This is a genomic window from Rhodovulum tesquicola (genome assembly GCF_024128855.1).
GTDB classification, from domain to species: domain Bacteria; phylum Pseudomonadota; class Alphaproteobacteria; order Rhodobacterales; family Rhodobacteraceae; genus Rhodovulum; species Rhodovulum tesquicola.
Window position 1 is genome coordinate 512,385 of record NZ_JAMYDV010000001.1, and the last position, 24,696, is coordinate 537,080.

Genomic DNA, 24,696 nt, shown 5'->3' on the forward strand with positions numbered 1-24,696 from the left:
CCGGGTGCGGGGCGGATGTTGCCCCTGCGGCGGCTGCGCGTAGAGTGGCGGGGATGGAGGGACGCGCGATGGATCACCGCCGGGAAATCCGATTCCTGCTGAATGGCGAGGAGGTTCGCCTGGCCGAGGTTTGCGCCGAGGACATGGCGCTGGATTTCCTGCGCCTTCGGCGTCGCCTGACCGGCACCAAGGAGGGCTGCGCCGAGGGCGATTGCGGGGCCTGCACGGTTCTGGTGGGGCGGCTGACCGGGGGCGGGCTGGTCTATGAGCCGGTCAATGCCTGCATCCGCCCGCTGGCCACGCTGGACGGCTGTCATGTGGTGACGGTCGAGCATCTGGCGGGGCCGGGAGGGGGCTTGCATCCGGTGCAGGCGGCGATGGTCGCCCATCACGGCAGCCAGTGCGGATTCTGCACGCCGGGGATCGTGATGGCGCTGGTGGCGCTGTGGCTTTCGACGCCCGCGCCGGGGCGCGAGGCGGTCGAGGAGGCGCTTCAGGGCAATCTGTGCCGCTGCACGGGCTATGCGCCGATCCTGCGCGCGGCCGAGGCGATGGGCGGGTTCGGGGACCGTGCGGCCGATCCGCTGGTGACGGGCCGTGCCGAGGTGGCGGCGCGGCTGGCGGGGCTGCGCGACGGGCGGCGGGTCGAGGTGGCGCGCGGTGACAGCCGGGCGATCCTGCCTGCGGATGTGGAGGATTTCGCCGCCCTTCTGGCCGAGATGCCCGACGCGGTGGTGGTGGCGGGGGCGACCGATGTGGGGCTGTGGGTGACCAAGGGGCTGAGGCGCATATCGCCCGCGATCTTTGTCGGCCATCTCGATGCGCTGCGGCGGGTCGAGACGCGCGACGGCGCGCTGCATCTCGGCTCGGGCGCCAGCTATGCCGAGGCGCAAGGCCCGCTGGTCGCGGCCTTTCCGCATCTGGCGGGCTACTGGTCGCGGATCGGCGGGCCGCAGGTGCGCGCGGCGGGCACGATCGGGGGCAATATCGCGAACGGCTCGCCCATCGGGGATACGCCGCCCGCGCTGATTGCGCTGGGGGCCGAGGTGGTGCTGCGCCGGGGCGATGTGCGGCGGGTGCTGCCGCTGGAGGCGTTCTTTGTGGATTATGGCCGACAGGACCGCGCGCCGGGGGAGTTTGTTGAGAGCCTGCGCATTCCGCTTTCGGGGCCGGGGACGCGGCATGCCGCCTACAAGATATCGAAACGGCGGGACGAGGATATCTCGACCCTTGCCGCCGCCTTTGCCGTGACGGTCGAGGGCGGGATCGTCAGGGCGGCGCGGATCGCCCTTGGCGGCATGGCCGGGGTGCCGAAGCGGGCCGCCCATGCCGAGACGGCGCTGGTGGGGCGGCCATGGTGCGAGGCGTCGCTGGTCGCGGCCGCGGCGGATCTGCCGCGCGATTTCACGCCGCTGACCGACTGGCGCGGCACGGCCGCCTACCGGATGAAGGTCGCGCAGAACCTGTTCCGGCGGTTCTGGCTGGAGCAGGGCGAGGCCCGGACCGGAGGTGCTGCATGAAGGGGGATGCGGCCATCGGCGGCGCGGTCCATCGCGACCGGCCGCACGATTCGGCGGAAAAGCATGTCACCGGACGGGCGGACTATACCGACGACATCCCCGAACCGCTGGGCACGCTGCATGCCTGTCTGGGGCTGGCAGAGGTGGCGCATGGGCGGCTGACCGGACTTGACCTGTCGGCGGTTCTGGCCGCGCCGGGCGTTGTCGGGGTTCTGACGGCTGCCGACATTCCGGGGCGGAACGATATCAGCCCGAACGGCACCGGCGATGACCCGGTCTTTCCCGTCGGGACCGTCGCCTTTCACGGCCAGCCGCTGTTTGCCGTGATCGCCGAAACCCGCGAGGCGGCGCGGCGGGCGGCGGTTCTGGCGCGTGCCGGGATCGACCCGCTGCCCGCGGCCATCACCATCGAAGAGGCGCTGGCGGCGGGCTATCCGGATGTCACCGCGCCGCTGGTGCTGGAACGCGGCGCGGTCGGTCCGGCGCTGGCCGCCGCGCCGCACCGGATCACGGGCCGGATGACGGTCGGCGGGCAGGACCACATGTATCTGGAAGGCCAGATCGCCTTTGCGGTTCCGGGCGAGGATGACGAGGTCACGGTCCACGCCTCGACCCAGCACCCGACCGAGGTGCAGCAGATGGTGGCGCAGGTGCTGGGGGTGCCCGCGAATGCGGTCGTGGTGAACGTGCGGCGGATGGGCGGGGGCTTCGGCGGCAAGGAAACGCAGATGAACCTGTTCTGCGTGGTCGCGGCACTGGCGGCGAAACGCTGGAACCGGCCCGTGAAAATCCGCCCCGACCGCGATCAGGACATGATCGCGACGGGCAAGCGGCATGATGTGGTCGTGGACTATGAGGTGGGCTTTGACGCGGATGGCGTGATTCATGGCGTGGACGCGACGATTGCCGCGCGCTGCGGGTTCTCGGCGGATCTGTCCGGGCCGGTGACGGATCGCGCGCTGTTCCATGCCGACAATGCCTATTTCTATCCGGCGGTGCGGCTGCGCTCGCGCCCCCTGAAGACCGATACCGTCTCGAACACGGCCTTTCGCGGGTTCGGCGGGCCGCAAGGCATGATCGCGGCGGAGCGGATGATCGAGGAGATCGCCTATGCGCTGGGCCGCGATCCGCTGGCGATCCGCCGCGCGAATTTCTACCGCGAAGGCCGCGACCTGACCCCCTATCACCAGAGGGTGGAGGACATGATCCTGCCCCGGCTGGTCGCGGAGCTGGAGGACAGCGCCGAATACGCCGCCCGCAGGGCCGCGGTGCTGGCGCATAACGCGCAAGGGGGGATCCTCCGCAGGGGCATCGCGCTGACGCCGGTGAAGTTCGGCATCTCCTTCACGGCGACCTGGTACAACCAGGCGGGTGCCTTGATCCATGTCTACAAGGACGGCTCGATCCATCTGAACCATGGCGGCACCGAGATGGGGCAGGGGCTGAACACCAAGGTCGCGCAGGTGGTGGCGGACGCCTTTCAGGTGGATATCGAGCGGATCCGGATCACGCGGACGACGACCGAGAAGGTGCCGAATACCTCGGCCACCGCCGCCTCGTCCGGGTCGGATCTGAACGGGATGGCGGCGCTGGATGCGGCCGAGCAGATCAAGGCGCGGCTGGTGGGGTTTGCCGCCGAAAGCCGCGGCGTCGATCCGGCCGATGTGCGCTTTGCGCCGAACGAGGTGCGGATCGGGGGCGAGGCGGTGCCCTTCGACCGGCTGGTGCACGAGGCCTATATGGCGCGGGTGCATCTGTCGGCGGCAGGGTTCTACCGGACGCCCGACATCCATTGGGACCGGGCGGCGGGCAAGGGGCGGCCGTTCTATTACTTCGCCTATGGGGCCTCCTGTTCCGAAGTGTCGGTGGATACGCTGACCGGGGAATATCGGGTCGAGCGGGTGGATATCCTGCATGATGCGGGCCGCTCGCTGAACCCCGCGCTGGATCTGGGGCAGGTCGAGGGCGGGTTCGTGCAGGGGATGGGCTGGCTGACCACCGAGGAATTGTGGTGGGACGATCAGGGGCGTCTGCGCACGCATGCGCCGTCCACCTACAAGATCCCGCTGGCCTCGGACATTCCGCGGGTCTTCAACGTGCGGCTGGCCGACTGGTCCGAGAATCGCGAGATGACGATCAAGCGGTCAAAGGCGGTGGGCGAGCCGCCCTTCATGCTGGCGATCTCGGTGCTGGAAGCGATCTCGATGGCGGTGGCGAGCGTGGCGGAGTACCGCGAATGTCCGCGGCTGGACGCGCCCGCAACGCCCGAACGGGTGCTGATGGCCGTCGAGCGGTTGCGCGGTGGCTGAGGCGTCGGGCTTCCTGTCGGCCCACCCGGACGCGGTTCTGGTGCGGCTGGAGGGGGTGCAGGGCTCGGCCCCGCGCGAGGCGGGGGCCTGGATGCTGGTGGCGGCGGGGGCCTGTTTCGGCACGATTGGCGGCGGGCGGCTGGAATTCGACGCGATCGCGGCGGCGCGGGCGATGCTGGACGGGGGGGCGGCCGAAGCGCGGCTGCAGGTGGTCCTTGGCCCGGACGGCGGGCAATGCTGCGGCGGGCGGGTCGGTCTTGTGCTGCGGCGGCTGGACCCCGCGGCCCGGGCGGCCCTGCTGCGCGCGGAGGAGGCCGGGCAGGAAGCCCGCCCGCTTGTTCTGATCCTGGGGGCTGGGCATGTGGGCCGGGCGCTGGCCGGGTTGCTGGTGCAGATGCCGGTGCGGGCATTGCTGATCGACAGCCGCGCCGATCAGGTCGCGCAGGCGCCCCCGGGGGTCGAGGCGCGGATGACCCCGCTGCCCGAGGCCGAGATCCGCGCGGCCCCGCCCGGCGCGGCCCATGTGGTGCTGACCCACGATCACGGGCTGGATTTCCTGCTGGTGGCCGAGGCGCTGGCGCGGGGCGATGCGGCCTATGTCGGCATGATCGGCTCGGCCAGCAAGCGCGCGCGGCTCTTGCGGTTCCTGGCCGAGCGGGGCGTTGCGCATCGGGGGCTGACCTGCCCCATCGGCGCGGCCGGGGCGGGCGACAAGCGGCCTGCGGTGATCGCGGCCTTCGTTCTGGCCGAGATCATGGCGGCGCTGGGCGCGCGGGTGTCACAGGCCGCCAGCAGCGCGGCGGATGGCTGACGGTCGCGCGAACGGCCCGCGAGCCAGCGACGCCGCGACGGTTGCGTTTCCCGGCCAGCCCGGCAGCATGTCCGAGACAGTCGAAACGGAAAGGGAGCCTTCGATGGAAGCGGGCGAAAACGTGACTCCGGACAGGATCAGGGCCGTCCGGGCCGAGAAATCCACCATGCGCAGCCGCGATCTGGCCGACAGCCTGGGCGTGGCCGAGGCGCAGGTTCTGGCCGCGCAATGCGGCGCGGGCGTGACCCGGATCGCGGCGCATCCCGACGGGTTGATGCCGCGCATGCCCGGTTTCGGCGAGGCGATGGCGCTGACCCGGAACGACAGCGCGGTGATCGAGAAGACGGGCGTCTATGGCGATTACACGCCGGGCGAACATGCCGCGATGGTGCAGGGCCCGTCCATCGACCTGCGGATCTTTCCCCGCCATTGGGTGCATGGGTTCGCGGTCGAGGAGCCGAAGGGCGGCAGGATCCGCCGCTCGCTCCAGATCTTCGATGCGGCGGGGGATGCGGTCCACAAGATCTATCTGGGCGAGGACGGGATCGAGGCCGAATGGGCGGACCTGCTGGCCGCGCTGCGGCTGGAGGATCAGTCCGACAGCCTGGGCGTTGCGCCGCGCGAACCGGTGGAACCGGCGCAATCCGACCCCGCCATGGCCGGGCGGCTGCGCGAGGAATGGGACCGGCTGACCGACACGCATCCGTTCCCGGAAATGGTGCGCAAGCTCGGGATGAACCGGCTGGGCGCCTATCGCATCGCGGGGGCGCCGCGTGCGCGGGCGCTGGACCCGGCCGGGATGAGCGGGCTGCTGGACGGGCTGGCGGAACGCGCCCTGCCCTTCATGCTGTTTGTCGGCAATCAGGGCTGCATCGAGGTCCATGGCGGACCGGCGGCGAATATCAAGCCGACGGGGCCCTGGCTGAACATCCTCGATCCCGATTTCAACCTGCATCTGCGCGGCGACCATGTGGCCGAGCTTTGGGCCGTGACCAGGCCGACGAAACGCGGCCCCGCCGTTTCGGTCGAGGCGTTCGATGCGCGGGGGGAGTTGATCCTGCAAGCCCTTGGCATGCGGCAGGGGGAGGCTGACCATACCCCCGGCTGGGACGATCTGGTGGCCACGCTGCCCGGTCTGGGGGCCGCGGTGCCCGTATGATCCGCGCGCTGGCCCGTGTCGCGGGGAGGGCGGGCGCGCTGCCCGCCGCGGCGGCCGACCGGGCCTGTCGGTTGGCAGCGCAATCCGGGTCGATACCCCGCCCGACCGGGGCACCTGTCTTTTGTCGCACGCCCCTTTTCAAAGCCTAGGGTTTCAGTCAGGAATAGGGGGTGCAGGCCGTCCGAGGGCGGGCCGATCGGGACAGGAGCGCGTGGATGGAGAGAGCGACGGGACAGGTGGAATGCGTGCGGGCCGGAGAGGCCGGCAGGGAGGACGATGCCGGCGCTCGGGTGCCCGAGCATGATGCGCGGCGGCTGACGGGGGGCGGGTCCAGCGCGGTGATCCGGCTGAACGGGATGGACTACCAGTTGCGGATCACGCGGGCGGGCAAGCTGATCCTGACCAAATAGGCCCGGCCCCGGAAATGCGAAACGCCGCGCGGGGTGCCCTGCGCGGCGTTTGCCGTTTCTGCCTGCGATCCGCGATCACTCCTTGCGGCGCTCGGTGATCTGGAGATCGGCGTCGAGTTCGATGTCGTATTGCCCGTCGACGCAGAACACGTCGTCGAGTTCGTAGCCGCCATCGTCTTCGGCCTCGATATCCGAGGGGTCCATCTCGCATTGCATCTCGGCCAGCATGGCCATGATCTGCTCGACGACCTCGGCGGGCACCTCGTCATCGGCCATGGCAAGGCCGGGGGCGAGGATCAGCGCGGCAATGGCGATCAGTCTTCTCATCGGTTTGTCCCTTCTGTCAGCGGATGGCGATCTGGACGCGCTGGTTGTCACTGGTGGTGCCGGGGATGCGCAGCTCGTAGGTGCCGGGCTTGATCGCGATGAAGGACAGCCGGACCTGCCCCGCGGCGTCGAATTCGAGGCTGTCGAGCGCCATGGCGCGGACCTCGATATCGTTGATGACGACCTCGTTGATCCAGATCGCACGGAAGAATTCCGGTCCGACAAGGGCCAGTTCCGCGGATCCGTCCGCCGTCATGTCCAGAACGTAATAGGCGCCCGATTGCAGTTCCACGGGTTGTTCGCCGTCAAAGAGCGGCTGGCCCGAAGCCAGTGTCAGCACGACCGGCTCGCCGCGGTTGCAGCGCGCCAGAAGCCCGGCAAAGCCCAGATCGTCGCAGAGCGGCGCGGCCATCACGGGGCCGCCCGTCAGGCCCAGCGCCAGGGCAAAGGCTAGTTTCTTCATGGTATTCCTCCCTTTCATTCCGTTCCTGTCCCGTTTGCGTCAGTCCGGCGCGACGACCACGCCCCAGGGCTGCTGGCCGACCTGAACCGACTTGATGACCTCTTCGCGCTCGACGTCGATGATCGAGACATCGTTCGAGTTGCCGTTGGTGGTGATCAGGAATTTCTCGTCCGGCGTGAAGCCGAGTTGCCAGACCCGCTGGCCGACAAGCAGATACTTGATGACCTCGTCGGTTTCGCCGTCGATCACCGCGACGCGGTTCGACGGCCCCAGCGCGACGAAGACGCGGCTGCCATCGGCGGTCACCTTGACGCCCACGGGTTGCAGCCATTCGGGCTGGATGCCGGGCACCTCGAAGGTGATCTTCCTGGTGATCGGGGGTTCGTTGGCGGTCATGTCGATCACGCTGACGGTGCCGCCGATCTCGGCGCTGACATAGAGCTTGGTGCCGTCCGAGGTGAACTCGGCATAGCGGGGGCGCTGGTCCACCAGCACGTTATGGGTGATCTCGTAGCTTTCGGCGTCGATGAAATGCGCCATGTTGGTGGTTTCGGAGGTGTTGATGACCGTGCGGGCATCGGGGCTGATCGCCATGCCCTCGGGTTCGATGCCGACGGGGATTTCGGCCAGCACCTGCCGGGTCTTCACATCGACCACGGTCACCATGTTGTCGTCCTCGTTGGCGATGTAGAGCGGGTTGCCCGAGGGGTGCAGGACGAACAGTTCGGGGTCGGGGCCAGAGGGCAGGGTGTGCAGTTCCTCGAAGGTGTTGGGGTCGAACACCCGCACGAGGTTGTCATCCGAGGCGCAGACGTAAAGTTCGCTGCCATCGGGGGCGATGGTGATGCCGCGCGGGCGGTTTCCGGCGGGAAACTCGGCGATCACCTCCCAGGTGGTGCTGTCCAGCACGGTCACGGTGTTGCCGCGTTCGTTCGAGACGAAGACATTGTTTGCAAGCGCGGGCGTGGCGGCAATGGCAAGGGCGGCGGCGGTGGCCAGAAGCGTGGAGCGGATCATCGGATACCTCATTCGAAAGCGGTGCAGGCGGATTCGGGTTGGTCGAGCCCGAGGCTGTCGAGAAGCGTGCGCTGGTGCAGGAAGCCGTCCTGCGGCGAGACGCTGACCGTCATCCGGCCATTGGTCAGAAGGATCGGCTGGCGCATCTGGCCGTTCCATTTCCGGAAGGTCACAGGTTCCCCCTTGAAGGCGGCCAGCGTGAACGCGTCGCCCAGCGCATAGGCGCGCAACTCCGCCGGATCGGCGGAGCCGGTGCGGGTGACCGCCTCGCCGATCACGCGCAGGGCAAGCCAGGTCTGGTAATCCTCGTCGCGCATCGGGCGGTTCGCGAGTTTTTCGAAGCGGGTGTTGAGCTGCGTCGCGCCCCAGGATTCATGCGTCGGCGCCCAGGTCACGGGCACCAGCCCGGCCGAGCCTGCGACGGGCGCGGCCTCCCATGTGTTGTAGGGCAGGTATTCGGCGAAATAGTCGGTGGCGTCGGCGGCCAGCACGACGTCATGGCGCGGCGTGTTCTGCATGAAGACAGGCAATTGGCGCTGGACCAGCACATGGCCCGAATCCGACACCCGCGAGCCGCCGGTATCGGTGAATTCACGCTCGCCCACGATCCGCGCGCCGAATTTCCGGGCCGAGGCGCGGTAGGCGTCGGCCAGCGCCACGTCTTCGGGGTTCGAGCCGTGAACGAGGAACAGGTCGGTCCATTTCTTCCAGACCAGGAATTGCGTCACGGCATCGGCGCGCATCGCGTCGCTGGGTGCCACATGCAGCAGGTTCGCGCGGCAGTCCTCGGAGCGCAGGCTGCCTGCGCCCGAGCGGGAATTGAACAGCAGCGCATCCCCGGGCGCGGCATCGGCCATCGCCAGCAATTCGGCCTCGCGCGCGAGGATGACGAAGAGGCGGTAGCCGTCGCCTGCCAGCCGTTCGAACTCGGCCAGCGCGTTTTCGGGCGTGGTGGCCACGGTCACCGTCTCGTGGGTCTGGCCCATGAAGCGGCCGGTGGTGGCGTTGTCCTCGGTGCCGAGCGTGGCACCTGCAAAGGCGCGATCCTCGGCGGGCAGGTCAAGCCGCGACAGGGGAAGGAGAGAGGGGTAATCGACGCGGATGACGGCCGTCCGGACCTCTTGCGCCATGGCGGGGAGTGTCGCCAGCGACGCAAAGGCCGCGCCCAGAAGCGCGGCGCGCGCCCGCAGGCGCAATCCGGCCAGGTTGGACCAGAACCCGTTTTCGGCAACCATGGCCGATCTCCCCCCTCTGCTTCTCCCGTCTTCCGGGCTAGCATGCCTGCGCGCGCCGTTCCTCCCAAATCTGCCCGGGAAGAATCGGCAATCACCTTGCCGATCCCTCCCGCTGGCGCGGCGTCGCCAATCGACCTTGGCGCAGGAAACGCTAGAATGGGTCGCAAAGGGAGGAAACAGCGATGTTCGACCGGCTTCACCTTCGCTGGCAGGTGGTCCTGTGCGTGGCCGGGCTTCAGGCCGTGGCGCTGGGCCTTGCGGGCTGGGTGATGCTGGAGAATGCGCGCAAGGCGGTCGGGGTCGAGATGACGGCGGCCGAATCGGCGGCACGCGCCCAGGTGATCGCGGCGGTCGGCACGGCGATGCGCGACCACCCGCCCGAGCGGGTTCTGGACGTGCTGTCCGAGCAACTGGTCGAGCCGCGCCATGTGCGGCTGGTGCTTTACGATTCGCGCACCGGGCCGCTGCCGGTGCTGTCGGGCAGCCGCGAGGCCGAGATCGCGCCCGCGCCCGGCTGGTTCGCCGGTCTGGTGATGCCCCCCCGGCGCGAGACGCGGCTGTCGATCCTGGATAACGGGCGCGATTACGGCTTTGTCTCGCTGAGCACGGCGCCGCAGGACGAGATCGCCGAGATCTGGGAGGATGCGGTGGCGCTGTTCGGGACGCTGGGCGCGGCCTTGCTGGCCTCCGCGCTGGTGGTGATGGCGGTGATCGGGCGGGGCTTGCGACCGCTGGACACGATCAATCGCGGGCTGGCGGCGTTGCAGGCGGGCGATCTGACGACGCGGATCGCGGGCGTGCGCGGGGCGGATTTCGTGCCCATCGTGGGCGGGTTCAACGCGCTTTCGCAGGGGTTGGAGGCCAGCGAGGCGGCGCGCGCGGCGCTGGCGCGCAAGATCGTGGAACTGGGCGATGCGGAACGGCGCGCCATCGCGATGGAACTGCATGACGAGTTCGGCCCCTGCCTGTTCGGGCTGAAGGTCAAGGCGGGTGCCATCGCGCGCGTGGCCGAACGGTCGGGCGATGGCACGCTGAGGCGCGATGCCGAGACGGTCGCCTCGATCGTCGATCAGATCCGGGTGGCGAATACCCGGCTTCTGACCACGCTGCGGCCCATGACCATCGGCCAGTTGCCGCTGGTCGAGGCGCTGGAGGACATGATCGCGGGCTTTCGCAGCACCCATACGGGCCTCCACTGGGAGGTGATCCTGCCCCGGTCGGTGCCGGGCACCGAGGAAATCGTGGATCTGACCGTCTATCGCGTCGTGCAGGAGGGCGTGACGAATGCGCTGCGCCATGGACGCCCCGGCCGGGTGCGGATCGCGATGGCGGTGGTGACGGAAGGGCATGGGGCGGGCGAGATCGCGCTGGGAATCGAGGATAACGGCGTGGGGCTGGGGGCCGGGCTGGTCGAGGGGCGCGGGCTGACCGCGATGCGCGACCGGGTCTATGCGCTGGGCGGCAGGCTGGCGCTGGGCCCGCGGCCGGGCGGCGGCACGCGGCTGACCGTGCGCCTGCCGCTGGCCGGTGCCCGGGCCGCGCGCCCCGCGATGGAGGCCCTGGCATGAAGACCGCGCTGATCGTCGACGACCATCCGGTGACCCATATCGGCTGTGGCCAGCTTCTGCGCGATCTGGGCTATGACGAGGTGTTCGAGGCGCTGACCGACCGCGAGGCCTATCGCCTGGCCGAGGCGCACCGCCCCGACCTGATCGTGCTGGACCTGGGCATGCCCGGCGTGGGCGGGCTGAACATGATCGGCCCGCTGGCCGCCCGGGCGCCCGATGCGCGGATCCTGGTCTTCACGATGAACGAGCAGACCGTCTTCGCGGTCAAGGCGCTGGAGGGGGGCGCTGGCGGCTATCTGTCCAAGAACTCGGCGCCCGAGGATTTCCTTGAGGCCGTGCGCACGCTGGAGCGGGGCGAGATCTATCTCAGCCACAAGGTCGCGGTTTCCATCGCCTCGATGAAGATCGGCGGCAAGGCGGATCCGATCTCGGCGCTGAGCGAGCGCGAGCATCAGGTGCTGCGGCTGATCGGGCGGGGCGAGGATTTGCAGTCGATCGCGGATGCGCTGTGCATCAGCTACAAGACCGCGGCGAACACCAGTTCCACGCTGAAACGCAAGCTGGGCGCGCGCAACACCACGGAACTGGTGCGGCTGGCCATCGAAACCGGGCTGTCCTGATGCGTTTCTGGGCAATTCGTGGCAGTCTTCCCACCCGGCGATAACGTTTTTTCCATCTGCATTTCCCATCCGGCGGAAAGCGGTTAAGTCTGTGGCCGAACTAGCGAGTGGTGCACCGGATGAGCAGCGGCAGCAGCCTGTTACCCATCATTGCGATCCTTCCCTTCCTGGGCGCGTTGATCCCCGGAATCATGATCCGCGCAGGCCGGACGGCCTGCGCCAGTTTCACGGCGATCCCCACGCTTCTGGCGCTGGTGATGCTGGGGGTGCTGGCGCCCGCGGTGATGCGGGGCGAGGTGATCCGGGCGGAAATCGAATGGCTGCCGCAACTGGGGCTGTCGGCCAGTTTCTTCCTCGACGGGCTGGGGCTGCTGTTCGCGGGGATGATCCTGGGGATGGGGTTGCTGATCACGCTTTACGCGCGGTTCTACCTGTCGGGCGAGGATCCGATGGGGCAGTTCTATACCTATCTGCTGCTGTTCCAGGGCGCGATGCTGGGCATCGTGATTTCGGACAACATCCTGCTTCTGCTGATCTTCTGGGAACTGACCAGCCTGACCTCGTTCCTGCTGATCGGCTATTGGAAGCACCTGCCGGAGGGCCGGCAGGGCGCGCGGATGGCGCTGGCGGTGACCGGGGCGGGCGGGCTGGCGATGATCGGGGGGATGCTGATCCTTGGCAATATCGCGGGCAGCTACAACCTGACCGACATCCTGCAACAGGGCGACGCGATCCGGGCGTCGGACTGGTATCTGCCCGCGCTGATCCTGATCCTGATCGGGGCCTTCACCAAATCGGCGCAGTTCCCGTTCCATTTCTGGCTGCCGCATGCGATGGCCGCGCCCACGCCGGTCTCGGCCTATCTGCATTCGGCGACCATGGTGAAGGCCGGGGTGTTCCTGCTGGCGCGGATGTGGCCGGTGCTGTCGGGGACCGAGGCGTGGTTCTACATCGTCGCGACCACCGGGCTGGTGACCATGGTGTTGGGCGCGCTGATTGCGCTGTTCAAGGACGATCTGAAGGCGCTGCTGGCCTTTTCCACGGTCAGCCATCTGGGCCTGCTGACCATGCTGCTGGGCTTCGGGACGAAATACGCGGCGATTGCCGCCGTCTTTCACATCATCAACCACCTGACCTTCAAGGCCGCGCTGTTCATGTCGGCGGGCATCGTCGATCACGAGACCCATACCCGCGACATCAAGCGGCTGGGCGGGTTGCGGCACCTGATGCCAATCACGGCCAGCATTGCCGTCGTCACGGCGCTGTCGATGGCGGGCATGATCTTCTTCAACGGGTTCCTGTCGAAGGAGATGATGCTGGACGCGGCCGCCGAGACGGTCTGGGCGGGCAGCGCATGGGCGGTGCCGGTCGCGGCCACGCTGGGCGCGCTGTTGTCGGTGGCCTATTCCTTCCGCTTCATCGTCCATGTCTTCTTCGGGCCGGTGCGCGACGATTATCCGGCGAAACCGCATGATCCGCCCTTCGGCATGTGGGCCGCACCCGCGCTGCTGGCGGTGTTCGTGGTGCTGATCGGCATCCTGCCCGCCGCCATCGTGGGGCCGCTGGTGGCCGTGGCGGGGGGCGCGGTGATCGGGGGGGGAGAACTGCCCTATTATTCGCTGAAGATCTGGCACGGGGTGAATGCGGCGCTGATCATGTCGGTGATCGCGCTGGCGGGCGGTCTGGTGCTGCTGGCGCTGCATCGGCCGCTGGACCGGCTGTGGCAGGTTGCGCCGCGGCCAGAGGCCAAGGTCATCTTCGACGGGCTGGTCGCGGCGGCGGCGGGGTTGTCGCGGCGGATTACCGAGGGGCTGCATAACGGGGCGATCAGCCGCTATCTGGCGATCTTCGTCGCCGCCTCGGTGGCGCTGGGCTATGTCGCCTGGACCGGGGGCGGGCTGGCGCCGGCCGACCGGGCGATGCTGCCGATCCCGCCGGTTGTGGCAATCGGCTGGGTCCTGCTGGCGGTGGCGACGGCGCTGGTGGTGACGATGCACCGCCAGCGGTTTCAGGCGCTGGTGCTGATCGGGGTGATCGGGCTGATGATCTCGGTCGGGTTCGTCTATCTTTCCGCGCCCGACCTGGCGCTGACGCAGATCTCGGTCGAGACGGTCACGATCATGCTGTTGCTGCTGGCGCTGCATTTCCTGCCCAAGGACACGCCGCGCGAAAGCCCGCTGGCGCTGCGGGCGCGCGACGGGGTGCTTGCGGTTGCCGCGGGGGGCGCGGTGGGGGCGCTGACCTTTGCCTTCCTGCTGCGGGATTTCTCGCCGATCTCGGACTATCACCTGGCCAATTCCTACGAGGGCGGCGGCGGCACCAATGTCGTCAACGTGATCCTTGTCGATTTCCGCGGCTTCGACACCTATGGCGAGATCATCGTCCTGGGCATTGCGGGGCTGGCGATCTTTGCGCTGATGGAGACGCTGTTGCGCGGCCAGGCGGCGCGGCGGCTGAGAAACTCCGACCAGTCGCAGGACCGCTCGCGCGACCGGCATCCGCTGATGATGGTGGTGGCGACCCGCGCGATGCTGCCGATTGCGTTGATGGTGGGGGTCTATATCTTCCTGCGCGGGCACAACCAGCCGGGCGGCGGGTTCATCGCGGGGCTGGTGGTCTCGATCGCCTTCCTGATGCAATACATGGCCTCGGGCTTTGCCTGGGCGCAGGCCCGCCAGCGCATCGGCTATCACGACATGATCGGCTGGGGCGTGGTGATCGCGGGGCTGACCGGCGCGGGGGCGTGGCTGGCGGGCAAGCCGTTCCTGACCAGCGCCTACGGCTACATCAAGCTGCCTCTGATCGAGGAGTTCGGGCTTGGCTCGGCCTTCCTGTTCGACCTGGGCGTGTTCCTGACGGTACTGGGTGCGGTCATGCTGACGCTTTACAGCCTGTCGCGGATCGCGCGCTATGCCGGCGAGACGGTGAATGTCGAGCCGATGGATTACGATCCCTCGCAGCGCGCCGGGGCGGTCGGCAGGGGAGGCGAGTGATATGGAGTTGATCGTTGCGAGTTCGGTCGGCGTGCTGACCGCGGGTGGGGTCTATCTGGTGCTGCGGCTGCGCGCCTTTCCGGTGATCCTGGGGTTGGCGCTTCTGTCCTATGCCGCCAACATCTTCCTGTTCGCCTCGGGGCGGCTTAGGATCAACGCGCCGCCGGTGCTGCAGAAATATGGCGAGGCGGTTTATACCGACCCGCTGCCGCAGGCACTGACGCTGACGGCCATCGTGATCGCCTTCGGGATGACCGCGCTGCTGGTGATGGTGGCGCTGGGCGCCTTCATCGAGGCGGGCGACGACCGGATCGACATGACCGAGGCGGATGACGCGGGCAAGGCCGTGCGCAAGGACGGCGCGGCATGAGCCACTGGATCATCGCCCCGATCATCCTGCCCGCGCTGCTGGCACCGCTGATTGCCTTCGTGATGCGCTACGATATCGTTCTGGCGCGCGCGGCGTCCTTCGCGGGCGCGCTGGCGCTGGTCGCGATCGCGGTCGGGCTGGCCGTGATCTCGGCGGATGGCGCGGTTCATGTCTACGATCTGGGCAACTGGCCTGCGCCTTTCGGCATCGTCCTGGTGCTGGACCGGCTGTCGGCGGTTCTGGTGCTGCTGACGGCGGTGCTGGCGCTGATCGTGCTGACCCATGCGGCGGCGACGGGCTGGGACACAAGGGGTCGGCATTTCCATGCGCTGTTCCAGTTCCAGATCATGGGGATCTGCGGCGCCTTCCTGACCGGCGACGCGTTCAACCTGTTCGTGTTCTTCGAGATCCTGCTGATCGCGTCCTACGGGTTGATGATCCATGGCGGCGGCAAGGTGCGGTTGCAGGCGGGTCTGCAATATGTGGTGATGAACCTTGCGGGTTCGACCCTGTTCCTGATCGCGCTGGGCACGCTTTATGCCGCGACGGGCACGCTGAACCTGGCCGACCTGGCGGTGAAGGTGCGCGAGATACCCATCGAGGAGGCGGCGCTGATCCGGGTGGCGGCGATGCTGCTGATGGTGGTCTTCGCGATCAAGGCCGCGCTGTTCCCGATCCAGTTCTGGCTGCCCGCGACCTATGCCAATGCGCCCGCGCCCGTGGCCGCGCTGTTCGCGATCATGACCAAGGTGGGCGCCTATGCGATCATCCGGATCCATTCGATGATCTTCGGCCCCGAGATCGCGGCCACGGACGGGCTGACCGGCACCTGGCTGTTCCCGGCCGCGGCGGTGACGCTGGCCATCGGTGCCTTCGGCGTGCTGGGCGCGCGGCGGCTGATGCCGTTGCTGGCGTTCTCGGTGGTGGCCTCGATGGGGACGATGATGCTTGCGGTCGCGGCCTTCACGCCCTGGGCGACGACGGCGGCGCTGTATTACCTGATCCATTCGACCTTTGCGGCGGCGGCGCTGTTCCTGCTGGCCGATCTGGTTGTGTCGCGGCGCCCCGAGGGTGACCGGCTGGATCCGGCGCCCGCGACGGTGCAGAACGGGTTGTTCGCGGCGCTGTTCTTTGCGGGGGCGGTGGCGATGGCGGGCATGCCGCCGCTGAGCGGGTTCCTGGGCAAGCTGATGATCCTGGATGCGCTGCGCGATCCGCAGTTCATGGCGCTGGGCTGGACGGCGGTTCTGGCCGGGTCGCTGCTGGTGATCGTCGGTCTGGCGCGGGCGGGCAGCGTGCTGTTCTGGCGCTCGACCGCCGTGGCGGCGCATGTGCCGGCCGCGGATGACCCGGAACCGCGCCCGGCCAGCCCGATCCAGATCGCGCCGACCATGGCGGCGATCGGCATGACGGCGCTGCTGGCGGCCTTTGCCGGGCCGCTGACGGATTTCCTGGATGCGGGATCGCGCCAGGTCTTCCACGCGGAAGACTATATTGCCGCGGTGCTGGGTCCGCAGGAGGTGCCGGAGGTGCCGCAACCCGAACCGGACGCCGTCGAAGACCCGGTGCAGGAGGAGGGCTAGGCCATGCTTGGACGCATCTTCCCGCATCCGCTGTTGAGCCTGGTGCTGACCCTGGTCTGGCTGGGGCTGGTGAACAAGGTGACGCCGGGCAATCTGGTGCTGGGTGTCGCGCTGGGCATCATCGTGCCGCTGACCACGGCGGCCTATTGGCCGAACCGGCCGCGGCTGCGCAATCCGCTGATGGCGGCGGAATATGCGCTGGTGGTGCTGTGGGACATCGTGGTGGCGAATGTGCAGGTGGCGATGATCATCCTGTTCAAGCGCAACGCGGATCTGCGCTCGACGTGGATCACGGTGCCGCTGGACCTGACCTCGGCCGAGGCGATCACGGTCCTGGCGGGCACGATCACGATGACGCCGGGCACGGTCTCTGCAATGCTGGCAGCCGATGGCGGGGCGATCCTCGTGCATTGCCTGCATGCCGAAGATCCGGATGCCGTGCGCGACCAGATCAAGAGCCGCTACGAGCGGCGCCTGAAGGAGATCTTCGAATGATCGAGGCGGCCCTGATCTTCGCCTTCGGCTGCTACGGGCTGGGGCTTTTGCTGAATCTCTGGCGGATCACGCGCGGCCCTGACGTGGCCGACCGGATCCTTGCGCTGGATACGATCGTCATCAACGTGATCGCGTTGCTGATCCTTTACGGGATCAAGCATGGCACGGCGGTCTATTACGAGGCCTCGATGCTGGTGGCGATGGTCGGCTTCGTCTCGACGGTGGCCTATTGCCGCTTCGTGCTGCGCGGCGACATCATCGAATAGGGGGGCAGGGGATGGATTTCCTGGCGGAGCTTGTGATCGCGTTCTTCCTTGTCGTCAGCGGGGTCTTCGGCTTCGTCGGCTCGTTCGGGCTGATCAAGCTGCGCGGGACGATGCAGCGGCTGCACGCGCCGACCAAGGCGACGACGCTGGGGGTCGGGGGCGTGCTGATCGCCTCGATGCTGTATTTCCTGCTGATCGAGGGCAGTTTGTCGTTCCACGAATTGCTGATCACGCTGTTCCTGTTCCTGACCGCGCCGATCGTCGCGCATTTCATCGCCAAGACCTTCATCCAGGCCAATATCCGCCCCTCGGACGTGCCGCCGACCGGAGGCGAGCATGGCTGGTCGATGTATGACGATCCGCCCTCGGACCAGCGCGAGGAATAGGGCGGGCGCCCGGGCTCAGTAGGTCTGGGCCTTGCGGATGCGGTGCATCTGGTCGCTGCGGGCGATGGCCTCGCCGAGGGTGCCGATCCCGGCCCCTTCGAGAACGCCCAGCATGTGGCGGAACACCTCGGCCGTGGCCAGCGCGTCGCCCAGCGCGGTATGCCGGTGCTCGTTGGCGAGCGTGACCCCGAACCGGGTGGCCAGCGCGTCGAGCGTCAGGTCGTCGGCATCCGGGTAGAGCGCGGCGGCCAGCAGGACGGTGCAGAGCGCAGGCTGGTCGAAGCGCAGGCCGATGCGGTCCTCCTTGAGCTTGAGGAAGGCCATGTCGAAGGCGGCGTTATGGGCGACCAGCACCGCCCCCTCGCAATAGGCATGAAAGCGGCGCCCGGCCTCGACGATGTCGGGGGCAGCGGCGACGCGGGCATTGTCGATGCCATGCACGGCGGTCGAGGCGGCGGGGATGTGCCGGCCGGGATTGACCAGCATGTCGAAAGCCTCGCCGCGCAGGATGCGGCCATTGACGATCGGGACGCCGCCGATCTGCACGATCTCGTCGCCCGCGCGGGGTGAAAGACCCGTGGTTTCGGTGTCGAACACCACGAAGCGCAGTTCGGAGAGCGGCCGCTCGGCGATCTCGTCCGAGACCGGCGGGGGCAGGGTGAAATCGTAGAATTCGGGCCGCGGATCCGCGGGGGTCAGGACCGGCGCCTTGGCGGCCTGGAGCGGCAGCATCAGCCGGTTGCCCGTCGCGGTCGCCTCGGACCACATCTCGGTCCCGTGGCCCTCGAGCGCGTCACGCCCGGTATAGTGCCCGTAGCCCTCGGACAACGGCGCGGCCAGCCAGCGATCGAGCTGACCATCGGGCAGTTCGGGGCCTTTCCAGTCCAGCATCAGGCAGATCTCGCGGTCGCAGGCGCCCGCGCGCAGAACGAAATCGCAGCGCGCCGGGTCGGAGCGCAAGCCACCGATCACGCGCGCCAGAAGCTCGGTGATCGCGAAGCCGTCGCAGCGGATGAACTGGCGTGCGCCCTCGACGCGGAGATCCTCGGGCAGGCGGGCCTGAAGCGCGTCGAAGATGTCATCGGAGGCGACGGCGGGCATCGGCCAGCGGCGCGCGGTGGCGGTGCCGTGGCGCTCGGCGATCTCGTGGACCTTGACCACCAGCGCCCCCTGTTCGCGCCGCAACTGTCGGAAAAAGCTCGTCCGCGTGTCCGTGCAGAGGTCGGGATCGGCCTCGATCGCGTCGATCAGCGCGCCGATCGCGGCGGTCGGGCGGCGGATCGCCTCGAGCAGCGTGTTGAACAGGTGGTCACGCTCGGCATGGGCGTCGAGATCCTCGGTCGCGTCGTGGAAGATCAGGACATAGCCCACGCGGCTGCCATTCACCGCGATCGGGCTGACGCGGGCCATCAGGAAGCGTTCGCCGCAGGCGGTGGCGGCCAGGAATCGCTCGGCCTCGAGCTCGCCGCGCGCGGCGCGCGCGCCCATCCGGTCGAGCGCGTGGGCCAGAGGTTCGGGCCGCAGGAACGCGGTCAGCCGCCGGTCGAGCCCCAGATCGCCCAGAAGCCCCTGCGCCGCGCGGTTGTAGAGCATGATCCGGTGATCGGGCGTGGCCACCACGACGCCTTCGGCAAGATCGCGCAACAGCGCCTCGAACATCGCCTTGTCGCGGTTCAGGAGCGCGGTCTTCTCGGCCACGGCGCGATCCTGGGCTGCGCGGGTCTCGGCCAGCGCGTCGTTGATGGCGTTCGCCGCGGGCGCCAGCGCGCCCAGATAGCGGGCGGGTGCTTCGTCGATATCGACGTCGATATCCGCCCGGGCCCGTGTCGTGAGGTCGGCGGCCAGGGCCAGGATCGGGCGGGCGACGTTCTGGTCGAACAGCAGGCCGACCCAGGCCGCCAGCCCCGCGAGGCCAAAGCCCGCGACGGCGCCCGCGATCACGAAGCCGTCCGTCGGGCCGCCCGCCCTGGCATGGCCGAGCCACAGGCCCAGGATCAGGATCGCCAGCCCGCCCAGTGCCAGCGCCGCGAAGAACAGCGCGAATCGGGTTCTCAGCCCAAGCCGCTCATGCATCCAACTCTCCCCCCAGCAACGCGCGGATCTGGGCCGTCAGATCCGCGGTCGCGAAGGGTTTGGTCAGGAACGCGTCCGCCCCGAGTGCCAGACCCTTGCGCCGCTCGACCTCTCCACCGCGCGCGGTCATCATCAGGACCTTAACATCTTTCAGCCGCTCGGTACGCCGGATCATCTGGCAGATCTCGTAGCCCGAGCGATTGGGCAGCATCACGTCGAGAACCACAAGATCGGGGGGGGCCTCCTCCAGCGCCTTGAGCACCAGATCGCCATCGGCCACGCGGCGCGTGTCATATCCCTCGCGCGCGATCAGGTATTCCAGCGCAAGGGCGATTCCATCCTCGTCCTCGGCCAGCAGAACCGATTTTCGCCCCATGACGCATCCCCCCTCAGCTTGTGCTGCCGCAGACGGCGCGAACCAACGGATCGTCGCCGGACAGCGCGCGCCAGTCGGCCCCGCGCGGGTCGGTCAGCGCCGCCTCGGTCGCGTCGGCGCGCGCGGGACGCGCACAATCGACCAGCACCGGCGCAGAACGGGCGGGCTGCCAGCGCGCGAAGAAGTAGAGCGTGACCAGCCGCATCTCGGGCGCATCCTCCCGGCGGGCGGCGCGGGCGATATCGGCCGCCATCAGCCGCGTCGTCTGGGGCAGCAGATAGGTCCAGGGCTTCCACGGGACGGATTGTTCGACGCGCGAGATCTCGACAAGGCCCTCGGGCAGGCCGGCCATGGTCCGCGCGGCCCAGGACTGTTCCGACCAGAGCGCGTAGGCGAGCATTGCAAAGCCCGCCGCCACCGGCACCGACCAGCGCGGCAGCCGCTGACCACTGAGCCGGTTGAGCAGGAACATGAGCCCGCCCGCGCCGAACCCGGCGGCCACACTTGCGATCAGTTCCAGAAACATCGTCTATCCCATCACCCCGCGGCCCTGTCCGGCGGCCGATTGCATTGTCTTGATCACCATGAAGGCATCGCGCAGGTGGTTGCGCTCCAGTTCCGACAACTGGCCCGGTGCCATGAAATTGTCGGGCGTCGTGCCCGCCCGGATCTGGTCGGCCTGATGGGCGAGCCTTGTCTCGCAGATCAGGTCATAGGCGTCGATCAGGTCATGCGCGCCCGATTGCGAGACCGCGCCCGCCTCGCGCGCCGCGACCAGCCGTTCGCGCGTGTTGACCGCCAGCAACTCGCCCTTGAGCGCGTAGACCCGGCCCAGATCGACCACAGGCACCACGCCCGAGAGCTTGAGATCCAGCATGTCCTTGTGTTCGCCCGAGCGGATCAGCGCGAAGCCGCGGAACAGGCCCAGCGGCGGGGTGTGCTTGAGCGAGTTCGAGATCATGTGCGCGACGAAGATCGAGTTCTTGCGCGCCATGGCCAGCGTTTCGGCCTGCAGATCCTGGAACAGCGCCCGCTCGCCGCCGATCGGGCGCAGGTCGAACATCACCGAGGCCAGCATCTGCGCCTCGTTGTCGGGCTGGGCGATCCAGCCCGAGAAATAGCTGCGCCAGACCCGGCGGGGCTGACGCCAGCGCGGGTTGGTCGCCATCATGTCGCCGGGGCAGTAGAAAAAGCCGCAGGTATTCAGCCCGTCGGACACGAATTTCGCCAGTTCGGCGAAATAGCCGTCATGCTCGGGACGGAAGGCGTCGTCGAGGATCAGGCAATTGTCCTGATCGCTGATGCCGGTCTGTTCGCGCCGACCCTGGCTGCCGCAGGCCAGCCACAGATAGGGCACGGGCGGCGGGCCGAGACGGGCCTCGGCCAGGGTCAGCAGGCGGCGGGTGATCGAGTCGGTGATGTCGGTGATCCGCCGCGTGATCGCGTTGGCGCTGACGCCCGAGCGGACCAGTTGCGCCAGCAGCGCGGGCACCTCGGCCACGACGCGCGCCATGGCCTCGGGTCCGTCGGCATCCACGATCTCGACGATCATGTGGCTGGCGGTGGCGGCCTGTTGGCGAAAGAGGTCGGTGCGCCCGATCAGCCCGACGACCCGGCCCGCCTCGGCCACCGGCAGGTGGCTGATATTGTTGTCGGCCAGCGTCATCAGCGCATCGAGCCCCAGCGCGTCTGGCGGGATGGTGATCAGGTCGCGGGTCATCACCTGCGTGGCGGGGGTCGAGCCGTCCAGCCCCTCGGCCAGCACCTTGTTGGTCAGATCGCGCACGGTGACGATGCCGGCCAGCGTCTCGCCCTCCATCACCATCACCGACGAGATGTTCTTGTCCCGCATGATCCGCGCCACGTCGCTGACCCGCGAACCGACCGTGCAGGTGATCGGGGTCGGGGTCATCAGGTCGGCCACCCGCAGCGCGGTCAGCCCGGCGGCCTCCTCGCCCGCGGCTGCGACCCGGCCGGGCAGCGAGCGCTGGAACCACACGGCGAAGGCCGGCACGTCGTCCATCAGGTCGTGGAAGGCGGCCTTGGACAGCACCAGCAGCGTCACTTCGGATACGGCCCGCGCCGTCAGCGTCGCGCGGCCCAGCCGCAACAATCCGCGTTCGCCGACCACGTCGCCGGGCCCGCGATGGGCGATCAGGTCCGAGCCGCCGGTCTCGATATCGACGGTCCCGGTCTCGATGACGTAAAGCCCGTCCAGCCGTTCGCCCTCGGTGCAGATCGTCTGGCCGGGACCGACCGTGATGCGGCGGATGCTGGGACCAAGCGCGGCCAGCGCGTCCTCGGGGATCAGGTCGAAGGGCGGAGCCTGCCTGAGGCTTTCGAGGATCCCGGCCTCGGGGTCGGACATGCGCACCTCCTGCGCGGGTGGGCGGAACGGTTGTGCGAAGAACCTAAAAGGACGGCGCGATCCGGGAAATTCCGGGCGCGTGGGGACGGGGGCGGCAGCGCGCCGCCCCCGTCCTTGTCGTCAGTGGTCGGCCGCGGCCGAGCCCGCACCGCGCGGGACGCGCACGCTTTCGACCAGGTCCTTGATCTCCTGCGGGGTGTCGGCCGTCACCTTCGAGACGCCATAGGCCACCGCGAAGTTCAGGATCGCGCCCACCGCGCCGATGGCGGTCGACTGGATCCCGAACAGCGATCCCGCAATCGTGTCGGGGAAGCTGTTGGTGCCGGGGATGAAGAACCAGCCCTTGTGCAGGAAGATGTAGACGACCGTGAAGATCAGACCGGCCAGCATCCCCGCCACGGCGCCGTGGTTGTTGATGCGGGTCGAGAAGATCCCCATCATCAGCACCGGGAACAGCGAGGCCGCCGCGATCCCGAAGGCCAGGGCCACGGTCTGCGCGGCAAAGCCCGGCGGGTTGAGGCCCAGCCAGGTCGCCACGGCGATGGCGACCGCCATCGCGATCCGCGCCGCCAGCAATTCGCCCCGCTCGCTGATCTTGGGATTGATCGCACCCTTGATCAGGTCGTGGCTGACCGCGGACGAGATCGCCAGCAGCAGACCCGCCGCCGTGGACAGCGCCGCGGCCAGACCGCCAGCCGCCACCAGCGCGATCACCCAGCCCGGCAGGCCGGCGATCTCGGGGTTGGCCAGAACCAGGATGTCGTTGTTCACGGTGAGTTCCGACCCCTGCCAGCCACGCTCCGCGGCGGTCTCGCCAAAGGTGGCGTTGCCCTCGTTATACCACTGGATCAGGCCGTCGCCGTTCTTGTCCTCGAACTTCAGAAGACCCGTGATCTCCCAGTTCTTGATCCAGTCCGGCCGCTCGTCATAGGCGATGGGCTGCTCGGTCGCACCGTTCGGATAGATGGTGTCGACCAGGTTCAGACGGGCCATCGCACCCACCGCCGGGGCGGTCAGGTAGAGAAGCGCGATGAAGACCAGCGCCCAGCCCGCGGACCAGCGCGCATCGGCCACCCGCGGCACGGTGAAGAAGCGGATGATGACGTGCGGCAGACCCGCGGTGCCGATCATCAGCGACATCGTGAACAGGAACATGTTCAGCATCGGAAGGAAGCTGGTGTCCTGCAGCGTGTAGGCAGAAAAGCCGAGATCCTGGACCACGTCGTTCAGACGCGCCAGAAGCGGCTCGCCGGTGGCAGTGTATTCCGAGAACAGACCGATGGGCGGCAGCGCCACGCCGGTCAGTTGCAGCGAGATGAAGATCGCCGGGATCGTGTAGGCCGTGATCAGCACGACGTATTGCGCCACCTGAGTATAGGTGATGCCCTTCATGCCGCCAAGCACCGCGTAGGCGAACACGACTGCCGCGCCGATCAGCAGGCCCGTGGTGTTGGACACTTCGAGGAAGCGCGAGAACGCCACGCCGACGCCGGTCATCTGTCCGATCACATAGGTCACCGAGGCGATGATCAGACAGGCCACGGCCACAAGGCGCGCCGTCTGGCTGTAGAACCGGTCGCCGATGAATTCGGGCACGGTGAACTTGCCGAACTTGCGAAGGTAGGGCGCAAGCAGCAGCGCGAGCAGCACATAGCCGCCGGTCCAGCCCATCAGGAAGGATGACGCGGTGTAGCCGCCGAAGGCGATGAGGCCGGCCATCGAGATGAAGGACGCCGCCGACATCCAGTCGGCTGCGGTCGCCATGCCGTTGGTGACGGGGTGAACGCCCCGGCCGGCGGCATAGAATTCGGACGTGGACCCGGCCCGGGCCCAGATCGCGATGCCGATATAGAGCGCGAAGGTCGCGCCCACGAACACGAGGTTGAGCGTAAACTGATCCATGGTGACTTACTCCTCGTCCACGCCGTGTTTCCGGTCGAGGCTGTTCATGCGGAACGCGTAGAAGAAGATCAGGCCCAGGAAGACCAGGATCGACCCCTGCTGCGCGAACCAGAAGCCAAGATCGGTGCCGCCGATGGCGATGCCCGACAGAAGCGGCCGCAGCACGATGCCGAAGCCGAAGGATACGATCGCCCAGATGACCAGGCTGATCAGGATCAATCTGACATTGGCCTTCCAGTAGGCCATTGCTTTGTCCTTGTCGGACATGGGTTTCCTCCCGTTGAAGTTGGCAGAGGCCGGGGCCGGGCCCTTTCGGGTCCGCCCCCGGATTTCGTTTACCTGTTCATCCTGTTTTCGATGAGGGTATCGACGACGGATGGGTCGGCGAGGGTTGAGATGTCGCCCAGCGCGCCGAAGTCGTTTTCGGCGATCTTGCGCAGGATGC

Annotated in this window: 23 protein-coding genes; 13 read left to right on the top strand and 10 right to left on the bottom strand. The window is 68.2% G+C overall.

Annotation, left to right across the window (positions count from 1 at the left end; translation table 11 throughout):
• Positions 1–68 precede the first annotated feature (68 nt).
• From xdhA to hemP, 5 genes are all read left to right on the top strand, one after another.
• Entirely contained in the window at positions 69–1,520 is a 1,452-nt protein-coding gene (gene xdhA / locus NHN26_RS02455; protein ID WP_253087963.1) for a xanthine dehydrogenase small subunit, read from the top strand.
• A complete protein-coding gene (gene xdhB, locus NHN26_RS02460) occupies positions 1,517–3,829 on the top strand; it encodes a xanthine dehydrogenase molybdopterin binding subunit (protein ID WP_253087927.1) in 2,313 nt (770 codons plus the stop codon). The genes xdhA and xdhB overlap by 4 nt, the downstream gene beginning before the upstream one ends.
• Positions 3,822–4,640 carry a xanthine dehydrogenase accessory protein XdhC gene (gene xdhC, locus NHN26_RS02465; protein WP_253087928.1) on the top strand — a complete coding sequence of 273 codons (819 nt, stop codon included), beginning with the start codon at positions 3,822–3,824 and terminating at the stop codon, positions 4,638–4,640. Before xdhB ends, xdhC begins: the two co-directional genes overlap by 8 nt.
• Positions 4,641–4,743: 103 nt before the next feature.
• A complete protein-coding gene (locus tag NHN26_RS02470) occupies positions 4,744–5,799 on the top strand; it encodes a hemin-degrading factor (protein ID WP_253087929.1) in 1,056 nt (351 codons plus the stop codon).
• Between the two features lie 215 nt (positions 5,800–6,014).
• The gene (gene hemP / locus NHN26_RS02475; protein ID WP_253087930.1) at positions 6,015–6,209 is read left to right on the top strand and encodes a hemin uptake protein HemP; all 195 of its coding nucleotides are present in this window, start codon (positions 6,015–6,017) and stop codon (positions 6,207–6,209) included.
• Between the two features lie 75 nt (positions 6,210–6,284).
• Here hemP and NHN26_RS02480 read toward each other — a convergent pair whose 3' ends face one another.
• The 4 genes from NHN26_RS02480 to NHN26_RS02495 all read right to left on the bottom strand — a co-directional run bounded on the left by NHN26_RS02480 (position 6,285) and on the right by NHN26_RS02495 (position 9,251).
• Positions 6,285–6,485 carry a PepSY domain-containing protein gene (locus tag NHN26_RS02480; RefSeq protein ID WP_435594168.1) on the bottom strand — a complete coding sequence of 67 codons (201 nt, stop codon included), beginning with the start codon at positions 6,483–6,485 and terminating at the stop codon, positions 6,285–6,287.
• Positions 6,486–6,552: 67 nt separating this feature from the next.
• Positions 6,553–6,999 carry a cupredoxin domain-containing protein gene (locus NHN26_RS02485; protein ID WP_132695720.1) on the bottom strand — a complete coding sequence of 149 codons (447 nt, stop codon included), beginning with the start codon at positions 6,997–6,999 and terminating at the stop codon, positions 6,553–6,555.
• Between the two features lie 39 nt (positions 7,000–7,038).
• Entirely contained in the window at positions 7,039–8,016 is a 978-nt protein-coding gene (locus NHN26_RS02490) for a YVTN family beta-propeller repeat protein (RefSeq protein WP_253087932.1), read from the bottom strand.
• Between the two features lie 8 nt (positions 8,017–8,024).
• The gene (locus NHN26_RS02495; RefSeq protein WP_435594162.1) at positions 8,025–9,251 is read right to left on the bottom strand and encodes an ABC transporter substrate-binding protein; all 1,227 of its coding nucleotides are present in this window, start codon (positions 9,249–9,251) and stop codon (positions 8,025–8,027) included.
• Positions 9,252–9,433: 182 nt separating this feature from the next.
• On the opposite strand from NHN26_RS02495, the gene NHN26_RS02500 reads away from it, so the two are divergent.
• The 8 genes from NHN26_RS02500 (at position 9,434) to NHN26_RS02535 (ending at position 17,532) form a co-directional block, all read left to right on the top strand.
• A complete protein-coding gene (locus tag NHN26_RS02500) occupies positions 9,434–10,819 on the top strand; it encodes an ATP-binding protein (RefSeq protein WP_253087933.1) in 1,386 nt (461 codons plus the stop codon).
• Positions 10,816–11,439, top strand: a complete 624-nt coding sequence (locus tag NHN26_RS02505; RefSeq protein ID WP_253087934.1) for a response regulator — start codon at positions 10,816–10,818, stop codon at positions 11,437–11,439. Before NHN26_RS02500 ends, NHN26_RS02505 begins: the two co-directional genes overlap by 4 nt.
• 119 nt (positions 11,440–11,558) lie before the next feature.
• The gene (locus tag NHN26_RS02510; protein WP_253087935.1) at positions 11,559–14,432 is read left to right on the top strand and encodes a monovalent cation/H+ antiporter subunit A; all 2,874 of its coding nucleotides are present in this window, start codon (positions 11,559–11,561) and stop codon (positions 14,430–14,432) included.
• 1 nt (position 14,433) lies between these two features.
• A complete protein-coding gene (locus NHN26_RS02515) occupies positions 14,434–14,802 on the top strand; it encodes a Na+/H+ antiporter subunit C (protein ID WP_132695730.1) in 369 nt (122 codons plus the stop codon).
• The gene (locus NHN26_RS02520; protein WP_253087936.1) at positions 14,799–16,385 is read left to right on the top strand and encodes a monovalent cation/H+ antiporter subunit D; all 1,587 of its coding nucleotides are present in this window, start codon (positions 14,799–14,801) and stop codon (positions 16,383–16,385) included. The genes NHN26_RS02515 and NHN26_RS02520 overlap by 4 nt, the downstream gene beginning before the upstream one ends.
• A gap of 3 nt (positions 16,386–16,388) precedes the next feature.
• Complete coding sequence (locus NHN26_RS02525) at positions 16,389–16,880, top strand: Na+/H+ antiporter subunit E (RefSeq protein WP_132695734.1); 492 nt, start codon at positions 16,389–16,391, stop codon at positions 16,878–16,880.
• Positions 16,877–17,146: a K+/H+ antiporter subunit F gene (locus tag NHN26_RS02530; protein ID WP_253087937.1), complete on the top strand. Its 270-nt coding sequence runs from the start codon at positions 16,877–16,879 to the stop codon at positions 17,144–17,146. The genes NHN26_RS02525 and NHN26_RS02530 overlap by 4 nt, the downstream gene beginning before the upstream one ends.
• A gap of 11 nt (positions 17,147–17,157) precedes the next feature.
• The gene (locus tag NHN26_RS02535; protein WP_253087938.1) at positions 17,158–17,532 is read left to right on the top strand and encodes a Na+/H+ antiporter subunit G; all 375 of its coding nucleotides are present in this window, start codon (positions 17,158–17,160) and stop codon (positions 17,530–17,532) included.
• Between the two features lie 15 nt (positions 17,533–17,547).
• Here the strand turns inward: NHN26_RS02535 and NHN26_RS02540 are convergent, their stop codons facing one another.
• The 6 genes from NHN26_RS02540 to NHN26_RS02565 form a co-directional block, all read right to left on the bottom strand.
• The gene (locus NHN26_RS02540; RefSeq protein ID WP_253087939.1) at positions 17,548–19,605 is read right to left on the bottom strand and encodes a 3'-5' exonuclease; all 2,058 of its coding nucleotides are present in this window, start codon (positions 19,603–19,605) and stop codon (positions 17,548–17,550) included.
• On the bottom strand, positions 19,598–19,981 hold the full coding sequence (locus tag NHN26_RS02545) for a response regulator transcription factor (RefSeq protein WP_132695741.1): 384 nt from the start codon (positions 19,979–19,981) through the stop codon (positions 19,598–19,600). Before NHN26_RS02545 ends, NHN26_RS02540 begins: the two co-directional genes overlap by 8 nt.
• Positions 19,982–19,994: 13 nt before the next feature.
• Positions 19,995–20,507, bottom strand: coding sequence for a hypothetical protein (locus NHN26_RS02550; RefSeq protein ID WP_253087940.1), 513 nt, complete (start codon positions 20,505–20,507; stop codon positions 19,995–19,997).
• A gap of 3 nt (positions 20,508–20,510) precedes the next feature.
• Positions 20,511–22,349, bottom strand: a complete 1,839-nt coding sequence (locus NHN26_RS02555) for a DUF294 nucleotidyltransferase-like domain-containing protein (protein ID WP_253087941.1) — start codon at positions 22,347–22,349, stop codon at positions 20,511–20,513.
• Between the two features lie 120 nt (positions 22,350–22,469).
• The gene (locus NHN26_RS02560; RefSeq protein WP_253087942.1) at positions 22,470–24,251 is read right to left on the bottom strand and encodes a sodium:solute symporter family protein; all 1,782 of its coding nucleotides are present in this window, start codon (positions 24,249–24,251) and stop codon (positions 22,470–22,472) included.
• A 6-nt stretch (positions 24,252–24,257) separates the two neighbouring features.
• Entirely contained in the window at positions 24,258–24,518 is a 261-nt protein-coding gene (locus NHN26_RS02565) for a DUF4212 domain-containing protein (RefSeq protein ID WP_132695748.1), read from the bottom strand.
• Positions 24,519–24,696: the final 178 nt, after the last annotated feature.